The organism is Nocardiopsis tropica (assembly GCF_042660575.1).
GTDB lineage: Bacteria > Actinomycetota > Actinomycetes > Streptosporangiales > Streptosporangiaceae > Nocardiopsis > Nocardiopsis tropica.
The window spans coordinates 430,931-449,415 of the sequence record NZ_JBHSUF010000002.1 but is presented as its reverse complement, the minus strand read 5'-3'; the positions used below and the strand labels follow the sequence as shown (position 1 = coordinate 449,415).

Sequence of the window (18,485 nt, the reverse complement as noted above, 5' to 3'; positions counted from 1 at the left end):
GGGGACCGGTCGTTCTGCGACCCCCGGTACCGGCCGCGGGGCCGTTCTGCCGTCGGCAGAGGCGGAAACCCCGGCCGGGCCCCGAGGCGTTGTCCCGTACGCACCGACGAACGAGCACACGGGAGCACGATGAGCGCTGTGAGGCTGATCCGCAGCCAGACCCTGACCGAACACGTGGACTACGCCTACGCGGCCACGGCGAGCGCCCCGGCACGGGTCGTGTGGACCGCCGGGGCGTGCCCCCTGGACGAGGACGGCGGCACCGTCGCCGTGGGCGACTACGCGGGCCAGGCCCACCAGGTCATGCGCAACCTGCGCACCGCCCTCGACGACGCCGGGGCCGCCCTCACCGACGTCGTCCGGACCACGGTGTACGTGGCGTCCGCCAGACAGGAGGACCTGGTGAAGGCCTGGGACGTGGTGCGCGAGCACATGGGCGGGCACGACGCGCCCAGCACCCTGCTCGGTGTGGCCGCGCTCGGCTACGACGACCAGCTCGTCGAGGTGGAGGCGGTCGCGGTCACCGCGGACTGAGCCACCGCCGGGGCGCGGGGCCGGAAGACGCCCTCCCCGCTCCGCCCGGGAACCGCCCGCCGGTCCCGGACGGAGCGGGTCCCGGACGCGGGAAACCCCCGGGCGGCCCCGGCGTCCAGGACCGTGACTGTCCTGGACCCCTGGCAGACTGCGGGCATGAAAGCGACCTCCGCACGCCTGCTGCGCCTGTTGTCCCTGCTCCAGACCCGCAAGGACTGGCCGGGGGCGGACCTCGCCGACCGGTTGGAGGTGAGTCCGCGTACCGTGCGCCGGGACGTGGACCGGCTGCGGGAGCTGGGCTACCCGATCCGGGCGACCATGGGCACCGGCGGCGGCTACCAGCTGGGGGCGGGCGCCGCCCTGCCCCCGCTGCTGTTGGACGACGACGAGGCCGTGGCGGTCGCCGTGGGCCTGCGCACGGCGGCGCAGGGCGGGGTGTCGGGGATCGAGGAGACCTCCGTGCGCGCCCTGGCCAAGCTCCTCCAGGTCCTGCCCTCGCGCCTGCGCCGGAGGGTGGACGCCCTGGGCGCCTTCACCGTCCCCATGCCCGGCGCCGGACCCACGGTCGACTCCGACGTGCTGACCCTGGTCGCGTCGGCCTGCCGGGACAGCGAGCGGCTGCGCTTCGACTACGAGAGCCACGACGGAACCCTCTCGCGAAGGATCGTCGAACCCCACCGGCTGGTCTCCCGGGGACGGCGCTGGTACCTGGTGGCCTGGGACACCGCCCGCGAGGACTGGCGGACCTTCAGGGCGGACCGGATGCGTCCCCTCACCCCGACCGGCCCCCGGTTCCCGCCGCGCGACCCTCCCGCGCAGGGGGTGGCCGCCTACCTGGCGGAGCGGATGAGCGTGCACATGTGGCCGCACCAGGCCCGCATCAGGCTGGCCGTCCCCGCCGAGGAGGCGGAGCGCCGCGGGATCGGCAACCACGGCCGGATCGAACCCGCGGACGAGAACTGGTGCGTGCTGGTGTGCGCGGGGGGCTCGTTCCGGGTGATGGCCTGCTACCTGGCCATGCTCGACGTCGAGATGGAGGTGGAGGAACCCGACGAGCTGCGCGCCGAGATGGCCCGCCTGGCGGTCCGGCTCAACCGGGCCGCCTCCGGCTGAGCGCCTCCGATCCCCCTGCCCCGGGTCAGGCCGCGATGTCCAGGGGACACCGGTCGTCGGCCCGCCACGATCGCGGTGGACGCCGACGGGTCCGTGGAGGGGGTCGGCGGTGCCCGGCCCGTGCACGAACGGCACGCCGCCGCGGTCCGCCGGAAGCGGGGGGACGCCCGCGTGCGCGGGGATTCCCCTGTACGGCCACCGTGGCGGGGAGCGGACCTTCTGGTCGAAGTTCGCCCCGCGAACCCGCCAAAACCACTACGTTGGGGAGTCATTTATCTCCGAAGAGTAATGAAAGCAGGGGTGTCCGTGCCCGCTCCAACCCGACTCCACTGCCCTGAGCTGCGGGGCCTCAGCGCACCGCCCACCATCCGCGACCTCGGCCCCGACTACCGGGTCGCCCGGTGGGACTCCCCCGCCTCGCTCTCCCCGGACTGCCGCAGGCGCCTCCACGGGACCCTGCGGGAACTCGCCGCCCGCGCCTTCGGCGCCGACCACTCCGGCTACTGGCGCGCCCGCGTCGACGCCGGGTTCTTCGACCAGGTCTCCACGCTGGCGCTCATCCTCGGCCCCGACGGCGTCCCCGTCGGCTGGGGCGGCTACCACCGCTGCAGCTTCGCCTCGCGCCGCGCCCTGTACCTGGACGCCGCGGGCGTGGTCCCCGCCCACCGCCGGTTCGGCCTGACCTCCGCCCTGATGACCCACTTCCTGGCACGGGAGATCCTCGCCCACCCGCTGCGCCGCACCTATGTCGTCCTGCGCACCCGCCACCCCGCGGTCTACGCCGGGTGGCGCAAGGGCCTGGGCGCCGCACGCGTCTTCCCCAGCGAGCACCGGCCCCTCCCCGCCCTGGTCCGGCGCATCGCGGGCGAGGCGGCCGAGTGGCTGGGGGACGGCCCCCGGCTGGACCCCGGGAGCCTGCGCGTCCGCGACGCCTACCACATGTTCGAGGGCGACGTCTACGGGGTCCCGCCCCGCAGCGGCCACCCGGCGATCGACGACTACTTCGCCCACGCGGTCGGCCCCAAGGACGCCGTCCTGGTCGTCGCGCGCATGAGCGTCCCCGGCCTGGCCCGGTTCGCCGCGGCCCGCGCGCTCAGCGCGCGGGCCCGCCGGCGGCCCCCGAGCGGCGGCCGACCCGTGCGCGGAGCCGTCCCCGGGGAGCCGGTCCCCGCCGCGCCCACCGGGGCGGGCGCGGCCGGGCTCATCCCAGGGGGACGGCCTTGACGTTGGCCGGGCTGTACACGAGCCCTCCCACGTCCCGGATCTGGTCCGAGATCCGTGCCAGGTGCAGGCTCTCCGACCACGGCATGTCAGGGCTCTCCCGCTCCCCCGCCGCCACGCACCGGGCGACCTCCTCGGCCTCGTACTCGTAGCCGTTGGCCCGGAAGGGCCGGTGGAACTCCTCCCGCTCGCGGCCGTCGCGGTGCAGCACCGCGGTGGTCGCCGCGAAGAAGTTCGGGATCTCCAGCCACCCCTTCGACCCGGCCACCACCGCCCGGTTGGGGAGCGTGGTGCGCGAGGAGCAGGACAGGGTCCCGGTGGCCCCGTTCTCCCCGCGCACCAGGACGGTGGTGTGCGTGTCCACCATGCGGTCGGGCGACAGCTGGCGGGTGGCGCCCACGACCGTCAGCTCGCCCAGGTGGCGGGAGGCGAAGGCGAGCGGGTAGATCCCCAGGTCGAGCAGGGCGCCCCCGCCCAGGTCGGCGTTGAAGATCCGGTGGTCGGGGTCGTAGGGGACGTTGGCGCCGAACTCCGCGGACAGCCAGCAGACCTCCCCGATCGCGCCGTCGTCCACCAGCTCGCGGACCAGGCGGGAGACCGGCAGGTAGCGCGTCCACATCGCCTCCATCAGGAAGCGGTCGTTGGCGCGCGCCGCCGCGACCATCTCCGACACCTGGAGGGCGTTCATCGCCATGGGCTTCTCGACCAGGACGTGCTTGCCCGCGTTCAGGCAGGTCAGAGTGTTGGGGTGGTGCCAGGGGTGGGGGGTGGCCACGTAGACGGCGTCCACGTTCGGGCTCTGGGCCAGCTCTTCGTAGCTGCCGTGGCGCTCCGGGACGCCCCACGCGTCCGCGAACTCGTCCGCCCGGTCCCGCGTGCGGGAACCGACCGCCGTGACCGTGGCCGAGGGGACGGCCCGGAGCCCTTCGAGGAAGGAGTGTGCGATACCGCCGGTTCCGACCACGCCCCAGCGCAGCCCACCGTTGTCATCTGTCATGGGCTCATCCTAAAAACAGGGTCATCTCGGGGGCGAGGCGGGGAAGGTCCTCGGATTCGGCGCCCGGGAACCGTACGGTGGGGGCCAGTGAGGCGGACGAGCTCGCCCGCCGGACCACGAACGGAGGAGGACATGTCGGAGACGCTCGCACGGAGGCTGGGGGTACGGCCCGGGGACCGGCTGCTCGTCCTCAACGCCCCCGAGCGCTACCTGCGGCTCCTGGAGCCACCGCTCGACATCCACATCGACCTGGGCCCCATCGAGGGCGCCGACTACGACGACGTCCACATGTTCGCCCTGGACAAGGGGACCGTGGACCGCGAGGCCCCCCGCGCCCTCGCCTCCGTGGGCCCGGGGACCAGGCTCTGGGTGTGCTTCCCCCAGCGCGGCGGCACCATCATCACCGACCTGACCGCGGACAAGGGCTGGGACGTGCTCGTGGACGCCGGTTGGCGCCGCGCCGCCCAGGAGCCGATCGACTCGGACTGGGCGGCGCTGCGCTTCGAGCGGAGCTGAGGAAGCCCCGCCTCGGTCAGCCCGGCTCGACGCTGAGGGAGCCGCTGACGGTGTTGGCGTCGATGCGCGACGCCGCCCCGTCCTCGACGTCCACGCCCACGTCCCGCTGCCCGGAGGTGGAGTCACCGGTGACGTCGTAGGCGCCCCTGGGGACCCGCACGTCGATGCTGCCGCTGGTGGTGTCCAGGGTCAGCGTGTCGAAGGCGCCCCCGGTGGCGACCTCGATCCGACCGGAGACCGTCGAGGCCTCCGCCGTGGTGAAGCCCCCGCCCACGGCCACGTCGCCGCTGGTGGACTCGGCCCTGACCGACTCGGCCTCGAACCCGGACACGTCCACCCGTCCGGACGTGGAGGACGCCTCCAGCCTCTCGCCCGAGCCCGCGGCGCTGACCTCGCCGCTGGTGGTGTCGATCCCCACCGAACCCTCCACCCCGGCCAGTGACACCTGCCCGCTCGTGGTGTCCACGGCCACGTCGCCGACGTTGTCGGACACCTCGACCGGACCGCTGGTGGTGGACAGCTCCAGTGCGCCGTTGACGTTCTCCGCGCTGATCCGGCCGCTGACGGTCTCCACGGTCACCTCGGTCCCCTCCGGGACGGTGATCTCGTAGTTGACCGCGCACCCCCCGAAGAAGGGGATGCCCTGGCAGACGGCCTCCACCTCGAGGCCGTCCCCGTCGGCCTCGGCCCCTTCCCTCGGCTCGGTGAGGGGCGTGCCGCGCAGGGTGCGCTCCACCACGACCTCGTCGCCGCCGCCGGCGAGGACGACGTCGCCGCCCGTGCGGTTGTCGACCTCCAGGGTCCGGATCCCGGCGAAGGAGTCGCTGCGGTCGCCCCTGTCCACGCCCACGCTGCCCAGCACGGAGAACGAGGTCGCCGCCACCATGATCGCCACCAGCACGCCGCCGATGACGAGCCAGGGGCCCACGCGGAACCTGCGGCGGGGCTCCTTGCTCGACGAGGCGTACAGCCCCCGTGCCTTGAATGTCACTGTCTTCCCTTCCTGGAGGACTCCCGCCCTCCGGATGTCGGTGCGGTCAGGTGCGGTCGGCGCCGCGCAGGTAGTGCAGGACGGCCTGGACCCTGCGGTGGTCGTGGTCGTCCTGGCCGAGGTCGAGCTTGGTGAAGATGGAGCGGATGTGCTTCTCCACCGCGCGTTCGGTGACGCTCAGGCGCAACGCGATCCCCGCGTTGTTCAGCCCCTGGGCCATCACCTCCAGCACCTCGCTCTCGCGGGGGGTCAAGCGGTCCATGGCGCTGTCCCTGTGTCGGCTGAGCAGTTGTGACACCACCTCGGGGTCGATGGCGGCGCCGCCGCCGGCGACCCTGCGCAGCACCGCCAGGAACTCGTCGATGTCGGCGACCCGGTCCTTGAGCAGGTAGCCGACCTTGCTGGACCCGCCGCCCAGCAGGTCGGCGGCATAGCGGCTCACCACGTGCTGGGACAGCAGCAGCACCGCCACCTCCGGATGGGAACGCCGGATCGCGACGCCCGCCCGGATGCCCTCCTCGGAGAAGGTGGGCGGCATGCGGATGTCGACCAGGCACAGGTCCACGTCGGGATGCTCCTCCACCGACCGCAGGAGGGCGTCGGCGTCGCCGACCTGGTCGACGATCTCCACGCCCGCGTCCTCCAGCAGCCGGGCCATGCCGCTGCGCAGCAGGACCGAGTCCTCGGCGATGATCACCCGGGGCCCCTTCTCGGGCTCCGGTTCCGTCGCCGCGTTCGCACCGCTGTACACGGTCATGCCTCCCATGGGATGTCGGCGGTCAGGACGGTTCCCCCGCCGGCCGGACTGTGGACCGTCAGGACGCCGTCGACCGCGTCGACGCGGTCCCACAGTCCGTACAGGCCCGTGCCGGCCTCGGGGTCGGCCCCGCCGACCCCGTCGTCGGTGACGGTGAGACGGAGCCGGTCGGCGGACCCGCGGGCCCCGCCGACCACCAGCTCGGCGGACACGGTGACCCGTGCGGCCCCGGCGTGCTTGGCGACGTTGTTCAGCGCCTCGCACGCCACGTAGTAGGCGACCCCCTCCGCACGCTGCGAGGGTCGCTCGGGCAGGTCCACGTCCACACGCACGGGGACGGGGGCGCGCCCCGCGGCGACCGGGAGGGCCGCGCCCAGGCCGTGGTCGGTGAGGACCCGGGGGTGCAGGCCCCGCGCGACCTGACGCAGTTCGTCCATCACCTCGCGGGACTCCCGCTGGGCCTCGGTGATGAGCTCCAGGGCCTTCTGCGGGTCCGCGGTGACACGGGAGCGGGCCCGTGTGAGGGTCATGGTGAGGGCGAGCAGGCGCTGCTGGGCCCCGTCGTGCAGGTCGCGTTCGATCCGGCGCCGTTCGGCCTCCGCGGCGTCGACCATGCGCAGGCGGCTGTCCTGGACGTGGACGAGGCGCCGTCGGATGCGCAGCTCCGGGGCCTCGAAGAGGAGCATCCGGTGCAGGAGGACCTCGGTGGCGACCAGGGAGGGGGTCAGCCGCAGCCCGACGAGCGCCAGCAGCGGACCGACGGCGACCAGGGCGAGCGGCCCGGCGATGTCCTCTGGGGCGCCCTGGGCCAGGACGAACATGATCCCGAACAGGGCCCCGACGGCCGCCGCGCCGCCGCACACCACGAGGAACATCACGAGGCCTCCGGCGACGAGGCCGTGGAGCCCGGCGACGGTGCTGTAGACGATCATCGACCAGGCGTCGCGCCCGAACACGAACCGCCAGGCGCGGACCACCGGACCGTCGCCCGGGAGGGGGTCGGGCGGGCTGGTCTCCACGATCCCGAACACCGCACCCAGGCGCTCGCGCTGGACCCGGCAGGCCAGGCGCGCCAGCAGCGAGGCGGCGACCGGGGAGGCCACCAGCATCAGGAGCGCGTCCACGGCGAGCCCGCCGAGGCCCCGATCGGGGGTGTCCGGCAGCCAGGGCAGGGTGACCGCGAAACCGACCCAGGTGGCGGAGACCACGAGCAGGCACGCGGGCACCAGGTAGAACAGGGCCAGGGCCAGTGACGTGACCAGGTGGAGGAGCTCCACCATGCGGACCCGCCAGGTCGGCCCGTAGGCTTCTGCGACGCGGGGCAGCCCGGCGAGGACGGGCAGCAGGCCCCTCCCGCCGCCCCGTCCGCCGCCACGACTGCTCAGACCGGTCACGCCACCAATCTAGGGAACCGCGGTACGGCGGCACGAGGCCGTCAGCACGTGGAGCACGGGTGGTGCTGGCACTACCCACCGGAGGAAGGGGTGCGCATGGGAGGCGTCCGCGTCCCGGTGCGGCCGGTCCTGGAGGACGTCGGCCGGATCAACGCGCTGTTCGCGCTGGAGGAGGAGCCCCCGGGGCCCGGCTGGGTCTCCCCGGGAGGGGCCGGCCGACAGGTCCTCGCGGCCGAGGTGGAGCGGGTGCGCGCGCGGTCGGGCCCACCGGCCGGGCACACCGGCGAGGAGGTGGAGTGGAGGGTGGCGGCGTCGCTCTTCCAGCAGGGGCTGGCCACGCGGATCCTCTCCCCGGTACTGGCGGCGGCCCTGTGCCACGGTGTGCTGCTGGACGCGGCGCGGTTCCGGTGGGATCCGCACAGGGAGGGGCCCCTGGTGCTGCGCACCTCCCAGGAGACGGCCGAGGCGGTGGTCGGCGGTCCCCGGCGGACCGCCGACCGGATCGAGGCGGCGGTGCTCCTCGGCGTGCTGACGGGGGTCGCCCGGAGCCTGTCCGGAACGGGCCGGGTGGCCCCCGGGCTGCTGCGGGGCAACACGGCCTCGGCCCTGGCGGGGGCCGCCCGCTCGCTGGGCGCGGCCCGGCCCGAGCGGCGCGCGGAGGCCGAGGCCCTGGTCGGCGACCTGCTGGGGCGGACGGCCCTGAAGGGCACCGGCGGGTACGCGGGGACGGACGCCGGCGGTGCGGGGGTGTTCCGGCGCACGACGTGCTGCCTGTACTACCGGCTGCCCGGCGGGGGCTACTGCGGGGACTGCGCGCTGAGGCCCTGACGTGCGCTGGCGCGAAGGATGCGCACGGACGGCCGGGGGCGCCGAACGAAAATCCCTGGACTCGATCGGCCCCCTGCGCCATCCTGCCCTGATGGCCACTCCCGAGATACCTCCCCTGTACCGCGACTCCGACTTCAACGGCCCGCTCTCCGACGCGCACGCGGCGCGGCTGATCCGGACCCTCGGGCCCCTGGAGGGGCGCCGGATCGTCGACGTCGGCTGCGGCTGGGCCGAGTTCCTCCTGCGCACCCTGGAGTCCGAGCCGACCGCGACCGGCTTCGGCATCGACCGGAAGGAGGACTACGTCCGGCACGGGCGCGAACTCGCCGCGGCACGGGGGCTGGACGACCGCGTCGAACTGGTGGTCGGCGACGTCGGGGAATGGGCGGGGACCGAGGCGGACGTCGTGGTCAACAACGGGGCGTCCCACGTGTGGGGCGGTGATCCGGTGACGCACACCGGCAACGCCCTGGCGGCGGCGAGCGACCTGCTCGCTCCCGGTGGACGGCTCCTGTTCGGCGAGGGCTTCTGGCTGCGCGAGCCCACCCCGGAGGAGCTGGGCGTCATGCAGGACATCCCGCTCGCCCAGTACGGATCGGTGCCCGACCTGGTCGACCTCGCCCTCTCCCACGGGTTCCGGCTCCGGGCGCTGTCCCAGGCGACCCTGGAGGAATGGGACGACTTCGAGTCCCGGCACGCCCAGGGGTGGGAGGACTGGCTGCTGGAGAACCCGGACTCCCCCGACGCCGAGGAGGTCCGCGCCCGGGCCGACCGGCACCGCGAGTTCCGTGTCCGCGGCACCCGGGAGACGCTCGGCTTCGCCTATCTGACCCTCATCCGGGTGTAGGGGGCGTCCGCCCCGCCCCAGGCGGCTCGTGCCCGTCTTCCCGCGGTCGCGCGCACCTGCCTTCCGCGGCCGGTCAGCCGCCGTGTCAGGGCTCGTCGCCGACCGCCCGGGCAGCCCCCGGGACACGGCCGCCTCCCGGTCCGGCGCCTCGAAGAACCTCGCCCTCCCCCTCGGAACCCACGGTCCCCGCGACTCCCCGGACCCCGGGGATTCGCGGGGACCGCCGGAACCCACACGACCGCCCCGCGGCGCCGGACGGGACCGTTTCCGTGATCGGGGCGGAACCGCGCGACATCCGCCCCGTCCAGGGGCGGTGATGGCGGGGCCGAAGTGCGATACTGGGGGAGAAGGACCCCGAGCACACCACCACGCGGCCGCCCCTTGCCGGGGCCCGCGGGCGGAACCATCGAACCCGGAGCATCCCACGCAGCGAGCAACCGCACCAGCCCACCGGCCCACCGGTGACGGCGAGCCCTTTCGAGGCAGTCCGCGGCCACATCATCGAACCCGCTCTCACACCACTGGAGAATTCATGAACCCCGCGCTCCTCAAGCTCCTGAACTCGGCCGACGCCACCGGCAGGGTCATCACCGGAGAACACCTCTGGCAGACCTGGACCGTCGCCGAGCAGCGCCAGTGGGTGACCCCGGACAGCCCCGAGGGCCGGTTCGTGACGGCCGAGGGGATGAACGCCCGGCGCTTCGCGACCGGCGAGGGCGAGGCCGACCACGCCCGTCGCGCGGTCTACACCCACGCGGCGGACCCCGAGGACCTGGCCCAGCTGCTGGCGGTGCTGGGGCTGGACCACGACTCCGAGGACGGAGCGCTCCACCGCTGACCCGTTCCCGCCGACCGGGACCGTACGTCCCGGGCGCCCTCCCCGACCGGGAGGGCGCCCCGGTGCGGACACCGGTCAGGGACTCCGGCCGGGGGTGGGCCGTGGCCGCCCTTCCCACGGCCCCTCCGGGCCCGCCCCCTTCCGGGGAACGGTCGAGGCCCTTCGCTCCCGGCGGCCGGGCCCGGTTCCCCGCCGCTTCCGACGCGGGGCCGGCAGGGGCGGCCGGCGAGCTCCCGGCCGCGCCGGTCGCACAGCCGGGGCCGGCTCGCGCGCTCCGGAGCCGGGGGGCGTAGGCCCGTTCCGCCGCCGCTCAGGCCCGGTCCATGGCCCGGCGGACCTCGGGCAGGTCGATGCGGGTCATCGAGAGCATCGACCGCATGGCGCGCTCGGCGCGTGCCGGGTCGGGGTCGTCGAGGAGGTCGTCCAGCTCTGCCGGGAAAACCTGCCACGAGAAGCCGAACCTGTCCTTGAGCCATCCGCACCGGCTCTCCTGGCCGCCCTCGCCGAGCACGGCCCAGAAGTGGTCGGACTCCTCCTGGCTGTCGCAGATCACCTGGAGCGAGACGGCCTCGGAGAACGTGAACTCGGGGCCGCCGTTGAGGGCGGTGATCTGCTGGCCGTCGATCTCGAAGTCCACGGTGAGCACCATGTCCGCGGGGCGGGGTCCCCCGGGACCGAAGCGGCGGACCCTGAGGATGCGGGAGTTCTCGAACAGCCCGACGTAGAAGTTCGCGGCCTCCTCCGCGCGGGTGTCGAACCACAGGCAGGGCGTGATCTTGTTCAGCGTGCTCATCGGTCGTCCTCTCGACAGGGGCGCGGTTCCCCGCGTCCTTCCTACACGTACCGACCGGGCCGGACGGCGCGACTCATCGGGCGGTCGCGGTTTTTCTCTCTCCACACTCAGGAAGTCCCATATAGCTTTAAACTCCTCTTTCGTAAGGTAATGTCAGGGATGTATAGAGAAGTTTCAAGCGCCCCGATGGGGAGAGTGCGTTGGATCAGCAGTACTACTCGGTGGACCAGGTGGCCGAGCTCCTGGACCTGCACGTCAAGACGGTGCGGGCCTACATCCGCGACGGGCGGCTCAGGGCGACCCGGATCGGCAAGCAGTACCGGGTCCGGCGCCAGGACCTGGAGGAGTTCACCGGCGGCCCCCTCCCCCGGCCGGAGGCGCCCGCCGACGGCGGAGGGCGCACAGCGGAGGCCTCCACGGTCGTGCGGGTGGACGGGATCGGCCCCGACGACGCCTCGCGCCTGACCACCCTGGTCACGTCCTCCCTCTTCGGGGCGCCGGGCGGCGCGGCGAAGGTCCACGTCCAGACCGTCCACGACAGGGAGCGCGCGAGCCTGAAGGTCGTCGTCCTGGGCGACCTCTCCGCGACCGCGGCGGTCCTGGAGCTCATCGACGTCATGGTGAACGAGGAAAGAGGGTGAGCGGTCCGATGGCCGATGTCCTGCGGGAACTGGGCGGCGTCCGGGTCATGGTGTGCGCGGCCGACGGCCCGCCCCTGCGCGGTGAGACCGAGGCGATCGACCTCATCGGCGAGGCCTCCTACGGGGGCGCCTCGTGGGTCGTCCTGCCGGTCGAACGGATCGACGGGGACTTCTTCTCGCTGCGCACCGGCATGGCGGGAGCCGTGACGCAGAAGTTCGTCACCTACGGGATGGGGCTGGCCGTCGTGGGGGACGTCTCCGCGCACGTGGCGGCGAGCACCGCCCTGCGTGACCTGGTCAGGGAGGCCAACCGCGGCCGCGGCCTGTGGTTCGTCCCCGACATGGACGCGCTCCGGGAGCGCCTGGCCCCGTCCGACGCTCATTTTGTCTCATATATCGAGAAAGGCATCTCACTGTAAGAGACGCGGGGTGTAGGGTCGAACGTGTAGACAGGCCTCGCGACCCGGTGAGAGGGCGATCCATGACGCGTTACACCCACGGCCACCATCCGGCCGTCACCGACTCCTACCGACGGCGCGACGCGGAGAACTCCGCCGCCTACGCGCTCGACCGGCTGGCCCCGGGCCGCTCCCTGCTGGACGTGGGCTGCGGCCCGGGCAGCATCACCGTCGACCTCGCCCGGCGGGTCGCCCCGGGGCCGGTCACCGCGGTGGACTCCTCCCCCGAGGCGGTCGACCTCGCCCGCGCGACCGCGGCCGCGGCGGGGGTCGAGAACATCGGGTTCCGGGTCGCGGACGTGCACCGCCTGGACCTGCCCGACGACTCCTTCGACGTCGTCCACGCCCACCAGGTCCTCCAGCACGTCGCGGACCCGGTCCGGGCGCTGGCCGAGATGCGCCGGGTGGCCCGCCCCGGCGGGACCGTCGCCGCCCGCGACGCAGACTACTCCGGCTAAAAGCAGTAAGAGTTCACAGCCTGCCTGATCAGTGAAACCCCAGTTCAGGGGCCCAGGAGCACCCAGAGTCGCCCGGTCTGATCCGGGGATTCCCGGGGACTCCGCTCCAGATCCACTCCAGATGGAGCGGGTCTGACCCCAGAACTGAAGAAGCCCCCGTCCGGTGCTGCAAACACCGTCCGAGGGCTACCCGATCACCTGATCTGAGCAGGAGTCGAGCTGTGAACAGCATATCTTCCGACGCCCCTGGCGTCTCCCCCGCGCTTGAGGCTCTTCGCCTCGCGCTTTTCTCCCTCTCCCCCGTCGAGGCGTGCGCGCTGGTCGCTCTCGCCATCGCCCTCGCGGTCACTCTCGTGTCGTACCGCCGCCCGGTGGTCACCCTGAACGAGCGCAGCGTCCGCGACGCGGGCCTGACCGTCGAGGAGGCCCGGCGATGAGGTTCCACTACGTGCTCACCCTCCAGCTGCGCGGCTACGACCCGACCACCTACAAGGGCACCTGCGTCCCGCAGCCGGGGGCCACATCCTCCGAGCTCCTCGACTTCGTCACCCGCGAGTTCCTCAAGGCCATGGGCCGCCCGGGAGAGCAGCAGTACTCGATCATCTACTGGTTCGTGGGCCCGGACGAGCTCGTGTCTGCGGCGGCAGATGGCGAGGCCCGGCGATGACGACCTACCACTACGTACTCACCATTCAGTACCCCCTCCCGAATGGCGGCGGGTTCGGCATGGCCACGGACACCGGCACCATCCAGCCCGGCGAGCAGCAGACCCGAGGCGACGTGTACCGGCAGATCGTGGACGAGATCGCAGCGACCCGCGGAGCGGTGCGCCCGAACGTCATCTTCTTCTCGCTGGAGCCCGACGTCCTCGGCGGTGCCCGGTGACCTTCATCGACTTCATCCTCGCGAACCCCTTCGGGGCGGCCCTCGGCGTCCTCGTCGCGGTCTCCGTCGCCGCTGACTCCGAGGGGCGGTAGCAATGACCTCTGACGCCGACCAGGTCGTGGAGATGTCCATGCGGGCGATCGCGCTCATCCGCGCCGTCCACCATGCCGACGAAGACGGTGTGCAGGAAGCTTTCGCCGACTTGGACGCCACCGGAGTCGCGATGGTCGCTGTGCAGGCCGCCCGCATCACCGGGAACCTCATCGCCGCCAACTCGCCTCACTCGGTCGATGAGGTGTGCAAGAAGCTGCGCCGTCAGCTCACACCGCACCGCCGCATGGTACTGCGCAAGCCGCGCCGTCCCCCGCTCCCGGACCTCCCTCCGTGGCGCCCCTGACCGTGCTCTCCCTCTGCCGTCCGGCATGCCCCGGGCGGCTCGGGGACCAGCACGACCACCACGAAGGAGCTCTCATGAAGCAGTGCGATGGAAACTCGGTCGGCGTCGTCCTCCGCGACAGCGACGGCCGCATCCTGATGATCACCCGCAAGCTCGCCCCCAGTGGGATCGCCCCGATCGCGGGCCACGTCTGCGACGAGATCCCGACCCTCACCCACCTCGGTGCCGCCGTCGTCGAAACGCAGGAGGAAGTCGGTCTCACCGTGTGGCCGGAGGACCTGACGCTCATCTACGCCCGCGCCATCGAGAACAGGTGCCGCCGCACCCCCGCACCGTCGCTGGGCCACGAATGGATGGTGTTCAGCGCGTCTCGGTGGACGGGCGAACTGACCCCGTCCGAGCGTGAGACCCGGGGCGCCGCCTGGTACACGGCCGAGAAGATCCAGGCCCTCGCGGAGCGAACCGTGGCCTACGCGCACGGGGACGTGACCGAGGCGGAGTGGCAGGCGTCCCCGGGTCTGGAGCCGGTGTGGGTGGACATTTTCGAGACCATCCCCCGCCGGGTCAGCCTCTTCGCGGACATGACGGACACGATCGTGCGCCTGCCGTACTCGGACATCGCCGCCGTCCAGAAGCTCTACATGGCGGAGGTCGCGTCGTGATCCGCGGATGCCTGATGCAGCTCATCACCTGGGGATTCATCGTCGCCGTCATCCTCTGGATCCTCCGCCACCCGGAATCGGTAGCGGGACTCGCCGGAGCAGCGATCGGCCTAGTCGTTGACGGCGGGGACGCGATCGGCACCCTGGTCACCGCTCTGACCGCCGAGGTCGACGGCCTCATCTGACACAACGAAGGCCCGCCCAGAACGACCAAGGACCGGGCGGGCCATGATCCCCCACCACCTGCAAGACGAGAGGAGGACTCTCCCATGATGACACGTCACCCGGAGGTTCCCATGCGCATCCTCGCGCTCCTCGTCTACACCTGCACCGCCGCATGGGTCACCTGGATCCACCGGGACACCCCCTGGGCGGTCATCCACATCACCGGAGCGATCGCGGGCCTGTGCGCCACGGGACTCGCGGTCAGCTACGCGGGGGCTCTCGGTGAGATCACCCCCGACGACACACCTGACGACTACATGAGGGAGGGCTGGGATGACTGAGGTCCCGGAAACCACGGAGGAGCAGGCCTCCCCCGCGCCGGCGCCTGCTGTCGAGGCTCCTGCGGAGAAGACTCCGAAGGAGACCAAGGAGAAGAAGGAGTCGGGCTTCCCTGTCGGTCAGGCCGCCGTGGGTGGCCTGGGTGCGGTGACGCTCGGCTCCTACGCGCTCGCGTCCGTCGTCGGCCCCGTGGGGTGGCTGGCTGCTCCGGCCGCTGCCGGTGTCGCGGGCGTGGGGTACGTGGCGTACCGCCACAGCAAGAAGCGCGGGAAGCGGGGCGGTCGTCGCCGCTCGGAGCGTCGCCCTCGCACGATCCGCCGCGCCCCGGGCGGGAGGCTCCGCATGGGGTCACCGAGCCTGCCCGGTGGGCGTGGGCGCGCCTCTTCGCCGTCGGCTGCACGCGCGGGCGGTGTCGGTTCTCCGGGCCGCGGTAGGTCGGGTGGGCTCGGTGGGGCGTCGGCGCTCAAGGGCGCCGGGCCGAAGCCGGGCTCGCCAGGCCGCGGCTTCTCTCCCCGTGGCGACGCTCCTCGCGGCGGGGGTCTTCGCGGCTCATCGCCTCGTGGATCGTCTCCTCGTGGTGGCTCTGCTCCGCGCGGCGGCGGCCTGTTCGGTCGCCGCTCCCCCGGGGCCACGCCGCCTAAGCGCAAGACCACACCCCCGACCGGCGGCGGCTTCGGGAAGTCGAAGTCGCCCCGCACCTCTGGAGGCGGCATGTCGAAGACCAGGTGGGGCGGCAGCTCCGGCCCCACCGCCAAGCCCGCAGGTCGACTCAAGCGCGCCGGCCGCGCCGCTGGCGGCTGGGTAGACCGCAAGACCGGGCAGAAGGCGTCCACGGCTTTCAAGGCCGCGCGGGGACAGAAGGGCTTTCGTGCCCGATCCAAGGCCGCTTCCCGGGCCGTCCGCAAGAAGGGCGGAGGCAGGATCACCTCCGGGATCGTCGGCGTCGTCGTCGCCGCGTGGGCCGGGCTCGCTTCCCTCTTCGGAGGATCCAAGAAGAAGACGCCCACCGGTAAGCACGCCGCAGACACCGCAGCCCCCTCGGGCACCCCGGAAGCCCGGTACGCCCGCGATGGCTACAAGCTCGGCCCCGAGGTGCCCGGAGTGCCCGGATCCTTCTACGCCGACCCGACCGACACCCGGCCCGGCTATGCCGACCGCAGGGGCCTGGGCCCGGACCACCCCGGCTACACGACCGGTAGCTACGACGCCAACGTCGACCCGCGCACGTGGGAAGAGCGCGTCGCCGCCGGGGATGCGCCCGGCTTCAGCCACAAGACCAGCAACAGCACTCACTCAGGAGGAACCACCATGGCTGGACTGCCCGCCTCTCAGATCGCCCACGACATGTCCGCTGCCATGTCCCGCTACGAGCCGGCCGATGCCTGGACTGTCGTTGCGGAAGCCAAGCAGTGGCCCGACGTGTCCACCCAGGTAGCGATGTCCGTGAAGTGCTACGCGGACCGCCTGGAAAGCGCACGGTTCCCCCTCAACCCGGCGATCGTCGGAAAGTTGCAGGAGTACTTCCAGGCACTGGCCGCATCTCGGTCGGTCGCTGAGGAGCTGTACCCCCTGTTGCAGAAAGCGCACGCCGAGGACATCGCGAAGAAGGAAGCGCCCCGCGGCAACGAGTCCTTGTGGAACGTCTGATCCACCTGATCTGAGAGGAGACCCCCGATGGCCACCTGGTCACTCGCCACCGACAGTGTCGGAGGCAACGCCATCACGGCCGCTGTCGGTGTGGCCGCTACCACCGCAGCCATGGACACGCTCGGCCTGCACCCCATCGCCGGAGTGGGCATCGCCGCTGTCGGGGCCCTCTCCTCCCTCGTGACCGGCGGCATGGCCCCACCGGAGCGGGTCATGGCGACGTTGGGCAGGTGGGCTGGTGTTGGCGGGTGGATGACGTGGGCGCTCGCGGGTGACCCGTGGTCGGCGCTCGGCATCGGGGCGCTCGTGGGCGGGTCCGTGCTCGGGGCATCCCTGGGGCCCTGGCTGAAGCGACGCTCCGGCGCTCCGCGCAAGGAAGGCGGCGGAAGCCTGGTGCTCGGGTCACTGTCCCGCGAAACCGAGGAGCTGCGCAACAGGATCGTCGCCCGCGGCGGTCAGGCATTCGCTGGCGTCGTCATCGAGGTCATCACCTCGTGGGACAACGGGTACGGCAAGGACGCCCGCGGCGTCCTCCCCCGATCGGGGGCGACCATGGACCAGCTCCGCGGCGTCCTGCCCGGCCTGGCCATGGACCTGGACCTGCCACACGGATGCACCATCGAACTGATCGAACCCGAGGGTGAAGGCCAGCGGGTGTTCGTGCTGCGCATCACCACAAAGCTCATGAAGGACGTGAACATCCCCCATCCGGGCTGGGAGGAGCAGCGCAGCATCCTCGACGGCGTGCCGATCGGGGTGCGGCTGAACGGCGACACCGTCGACGCGCCCGCACGCGAGGAGTCGTGGCTGGTCGTCGGGAAGAAGGGGTCGGGCAAGACGACCCTGCTGCACGGCGTCACCGCGACTGTGGGCATGTGCCATGACGCCTTGGTGTGGCACATCGACTTGAACGGCGGCGGCATGACGCAGCCGTGGATCGCCCCGTGGTTGAGCGGAGAGGTCGAGCGCCCGCCTGTGGACTGGGCCGCGCCGACGATCGATGAGGCGATTCGCATGACCGCAGCGGCGGTGCGGATCGCGAAGGACCGCAAGACGTCCACCCGGGCGTTGAAGCGTCGCCACAACACGAACTTGCTGCCGGTGTCAGCGGACATGCCGGAGATCGTGATCATGCTCGACGAGGGCGCTGAGGCTTTGCTCGCGGCGGGCAAGGGCAAGGTCGCGGAGCTCGCCGCGAACCTCGACGAGATCCAGCGGATTGCTCGCAACGAGGCCGTGAACCCGATCCTGTCGGTGTTGCGTGGCACTGGTGACCTGGTGCCGGCGTCCATGTCCACGCAGACGAGCGTGGGTGTGTGTATGAAGGTCAAGCACCAGCGGGAGATCGCGTCGGTGTTTGAGGAGGCGTGGGAGATGAAGCTCATGCCGCAGCACTTGACCGCGAAGGGGTCGATGTTCCTGGGGATCGACGGAGATCCGCCGTTCCGATCGCAGGCGTGGAACATCCTCCCTGCACAGATGGAGGAGCAGGGTCGGCGGATCTCGCGGGTGCGCCCGGACCTGAACGAGGCGGCGCGCCGGGCCGCGGGTGAGGACTACGAGACCCGTTACGAGCGGATGCGGAAGCTGTTCGTGGAGGACGCGGAGATCGTCAACGAGGAGCCGGAGGCGACCGATGCGACGTCTGGGACGTGGACGTCCGGGTGGGACGCGTTCGCTGGCGCCGGCCCCTCCCCCGCGCCTTCAGGTCCCGCTCTGGTCGCTGGCGACGACGGTATCGAGGACGCGGAGATCGTGGAGGACACCCCGATCAACGACATCCTCGTGGGCGCCCTGCGGGTGATGGCGGACGCCGGGTCGGACAGGGCGACGAGGGAGCAGTTGGCGGCGCGGCTCACGGGCGGGGATGACGCCTCGCTTCGCGACCGCATGAAGAAGGCGGGGTGCTGCCCGATCCATCCACTCAAGGTGGACGGGAAGCCCGCACGGGGCTGGTATCGGTCTGACATCGAGGACGCGATGGCGTCGGTGGCGGCGTAACAG

At 72.3% G+C, this 18,485-nt stretch carries 23 protein-coding genes and 1 pseudogene; 19 read left to right on the top strand and 5 right to left on the bottom strand.

The window, feature by feature from the left end; genetic code table 11:
* Nucleotides 1-129: 129 nt before the first annotated feature.
* The 3 genes from ACFQBR_RS04925 to ACFQBR_RS04915 all read left to right on the top strand — a co-directional run bounded on the left by ACFQBR_RS04925 (nt 130) and on the right by ACFQBR_RS04915 (nt 2,871).
* A complete protein-coding gene (locus ACFQBR_RS04925; protein ID WP_267950078.1) occupies nt 130-534 on the top strand; it encodes a RidA family protein in 405 nt (134 codons plus the stop codon).
* Nucleotides 535-690: 156 nt separating this feature from the next.
* Nucleotides 691-1,647 carry a helix-turn-helix transcriptional regulator gene (locus ACFQBR_RS04920; protein WP_267950079.1) on the top strand — a complete coding sequence of 319 codons (957 nt, stop codon included), beginning with the start codon at nt 691-693 and terminating at the stop codon, nt 1,645-1,647.
* A gap of 306 nt (nt 1,648-1,953) precedes the next feature.
* Complete coding sequence (locus ACFQBR_RS04915; RefSeq protein ID WP_267950080.1) at nt 1,954-2,871, top strand: GNAT family N-acetyltransferase; 918 nt, start codon at nt 1,954-1,956, stop codon at nt 2,869-2,871.
* Here ACFQBR_RS04915 and ACFQBR_RS04910 read toward each other — a convergent pair.
* Nucleotides 2,849-3,865 carry a Gfo/Idh/MocA family protein gene (locus ACFQBR_RS04910; RefSeq protein WP_267950081.1) on the bottom strand — a complete coding sequence of 339 codons (1,017 nt, stop codon included), beginning with the start codon at nt 3,863-3,865 and terminating at the stop codon, nt 2,849-2,851. The genes ACFQBR_RS04915 and ACFQBR_RS04910 overlap by 23 nt on opposite strands.
* Nucleotides 3,866-3,997: 132 nt before the next feature.
* Between ACFQBR_RS04910 and ACFQBR_RS04905 the strand changes: the two genes are divergently transcribed.
* Nucleotides 3,998-4,381, top strand: coding sequence for a hypothetical protein (locus ACFQBR_RS04905; RefSeq protein WP_267950082.1), 384 nt, complete (start codon nt 3,998-4,000; stop codon nt 4,379-4,381).
* A gap of 16 nt (nt 4,382-4,397) precedes the next feature.
* Here ACFQBR_RS04905 and ACFQBR_RS04900 read toward each other — a convergent pair whose 3' ends face one another.
* From ACFQBR_RS04900 to ACFQBR_RS04890, 3 genes are read right to left on the bottom strand one after another with little or no spacing between them, the layout of a single operon-like run.
* The gene (locus tag ACFQBR_RS04900; protein WP_344175731.1) at nt 4,398-5,372 is read right to left on the bottom strand and encodes a DUF4097 family beta strand repeat-containing protein; all 975 of its coding nucleotides are present in this window, start codon (nt 5,370-5,372) and stop codon (nt 4,398-4,400) included.
* A gap of 46 nt (nt 5,373-5,418) precedes the next feature.
* Nucleotides 5,419-6,129, bottom strand: a complete 711-nt coding sequence (locus ACFQBR_RS04895) for a response regulator transcription factor (RefSeq protein WP_267950084.1) — start codon at nt 6,127-6,129, stop codon at nt 5,419-5,421.
* A complete protein-coding gene (locus ACFQBR_RS04890) occupies nt 6,126-7,523 on the bottom strand; it encodes a sensor histidine kinase (protein ID WP_378552177.1) in 1,398 nt (465 codons plus the stop codon). Before ACFQBR_RS04890 ends, ACFQBR_RS04895 begins: the two co-directional genes overlap by 4 nt.
* A 96-nt stretch (nt 7,524-7,619) precedes the next feature.
* On the opposite strand from ACFQBR_RS04890, the gene ACFQBR_RS04885 reads away from it, so the two are divergent.
* From ACFQBR_RS04885 to ACFQBR_RS04875, 3 genes are all read left to right on the top strand, one after another.
* The gene (locus ACFQBR_RS04885) at nt 7,620-8,351 is read left to right on the top strand and encodes a (2Fe-2S)-binding protein (RefSeq protein WP_344175727.1); all 732 of its coding nucleotides are present in this window, start codon (nt 7,620-7,622) and stop codon (nt 8,349-8,351) included.
* A gap of 91 nt (nt 8,352-8,442) precedes the next feature.
* Entirely contained in the window at nt 8,443-9,198 is a 756-nt protein-coding gene (locus tag ACFQBR_RS04880; protein WP_344175725.1) for an SAM-dependent methyltransferase, read from the top strand.
* Nucleotides 9,199-9,730: 532 nt separating this feature from the next.
* Entirely contained in the window at nt 9,731-10,036 is a 306-nt protein-coding gene (locus tag ACFQBR_RS04875) for a hypothetical protein (RefSeq protein WP_344175723.1), read from the top strand.
* Between the two features lie 310 nt (nt 10,037-10,346).
* Here the strand turns inward: ACFQBR_RS04875 and ACFQBR_RS04870 are convergent, their stop codons facing one another.
* Entirely contained in the window at nt 10,347-10,829 is a 483-nt protein-coding gene (locus ACFQBR_RS04870) for a VOC family protein (RefSeq protein WP_344175721.1), read from the bottom strand.
* A 200-nt stretch (nt 10,830-11,029) separates the two neighbouring features.
* Here ACFQBR_RS04870 and ACFQBR_RS04865 point away from each other — a divergent pair, with 200 nt between their 5' ends.
* The 12 genes and pseudogenes from ACFQBR_RS04865 (at nt 11,030) to ACFQBR_RS04810 (ending at nt 18,482) form a co-directional block, all read left to right on the top strand.
* Complete coding sequence (locus ACFQBR_RS04865; protein WP_344175719.1) at nt 11,030-11,470, top strand: helix-turn-helix domain-containing protein; 441 nt, start codon at nt 11,030-11,032, stop codon at nt 11,468-11,470.
* Nucleotides 11,467-11,889, top strand: coding sequence for a DUF4180 domain-containing protein (locus ACFQBR_RS04860; protein ID WP_344175717.1), 423 nt, complete (start codon nt 11,467-11,469; stop codon nt 11,887-11,889). Before ACFQBR_RS04865 ends, ACFQBR_RS04860 begins: the two co-directional genes overlap by 4 nt.
* A gap of 62 nt (nt 11,890-11,951) precedes the next feature.
* Nucleotides 11,952-12,383, top strand: a pseudogene (locus tag ACFQBR_RS04855) (class I SAM-dependent methyltransferase); the annotation flags it as partial.
* Nucleotides 12,384-12,607: 224 nt separating this feature from the next.
* Nucleotides 12,608-12,823, top strand: coding sequence for a hypothetical protein (locus ACFQBR_RS04850; RefSeq protein WP_344175715.1), 216 nt, complete (start codon nt 12,608-12,610; stop codon nt 12,821-12,823).
* Nucleotides 12,820-13,053 carry a hypothetical protein gene (locus ACFQBR_RS04845; protein WP_344175713.1) on the top strand — a complete coding sequence of 78 codons (234 nt, stop codon included), beginning with the start codon at nt 12,820-12,822 and terminating at the stop codon, nt 13,051-13,053. Before ACFQBR_RS04850 ends, ACFQBR_RS04845 begins: the two co-directional genes overlap by 4 nt.
* Nucleotides 13,050-13,271 (top strand): hypothetical protein, encoded by a 222-nt coding sequence (locus ACFQBR_RS04840; RefSeq protein WP_344175710.1) that lies wholly within the window; start codon nt 13,050-13,052, stop codon nt 13,269-13,271. The genes ACFQBR_RS04845 and ACFQBR_RS04840 overlap by 4 nt, the downstream gene beginning before the upstream one ends.
* Nucleotides 13,272-13,365: 94 nt before the next feature.
* On the top strand, nt 13,366-13,668 hold the full coding sequence (locus ACFQBR_RS04835; RefSeq protein WP_344175708.1) for a hypothetical protein: 303 nt from the start codon (nt 13,366-13,368) through the stop codon (nt 13,666-13,668).
* 74 nt (nt 13,669-13,742) lie between these two features.
* A complete protein-coding gene (locus tag ACFQBR_RS04830; protein ID WP_344175706.1) occupies nt 13,743-14,330 on the top strand; it encodes an NUDIX hydrolase in 588 nt (195 codons plus the stop codon).
* Nucleotides 14,327-14,515: a hypothetical protein gene (locus ACFQBR_RS04825; RefSeq protein WP_378552171.1), complete on the top strand. Its 189-nt coding sequence runs from the start codon at nt 14,327-14,329 to the stop codon at nt 14,513-14,515. Before ACFQBR_RS04830 ends, ACFQBR_RS04825 begins: the two co-directional genes overlap by 4 nt.
* 84 nt (nt 14,516-14,599) lie before the next feature.
* Entirely contained in the window at nt 14,600-14,836 is a 237-nt protein-coding gene (locus ACFQBR_RS04820) for a hypothetical protein (RefSeq protein ID WP_344175702.1), read from the top strand.
* Nucleotides 14,837-15,545: 709 nt separating this feature from the next.
* Complete coding sequence (locus tag ACFQBR_RS04815; protein WP_344175699.1) at nt 15,546-16,481, top strand: hypothetical protein; 936 nt, start codon at nt 15,546-15,548, stop codon at nt 16,479-16,481.
* 27 nt (nt 16,482-16,508) lie between these two features.
* Nucleotides 16,509-18,482: a hypothetical protein gene (locus ACFQBR_RS04810; RefSeq protein WP_344175697.1), complete on the top strand. Its 1,974-nt coding sequence runs from the start codon at nt 16,509-16,511 to the stop codon at nt 18,480-18,482.
* The last annotated feature ends 3 nt before the right edge of the window (nt 18,483-18,485 follow it).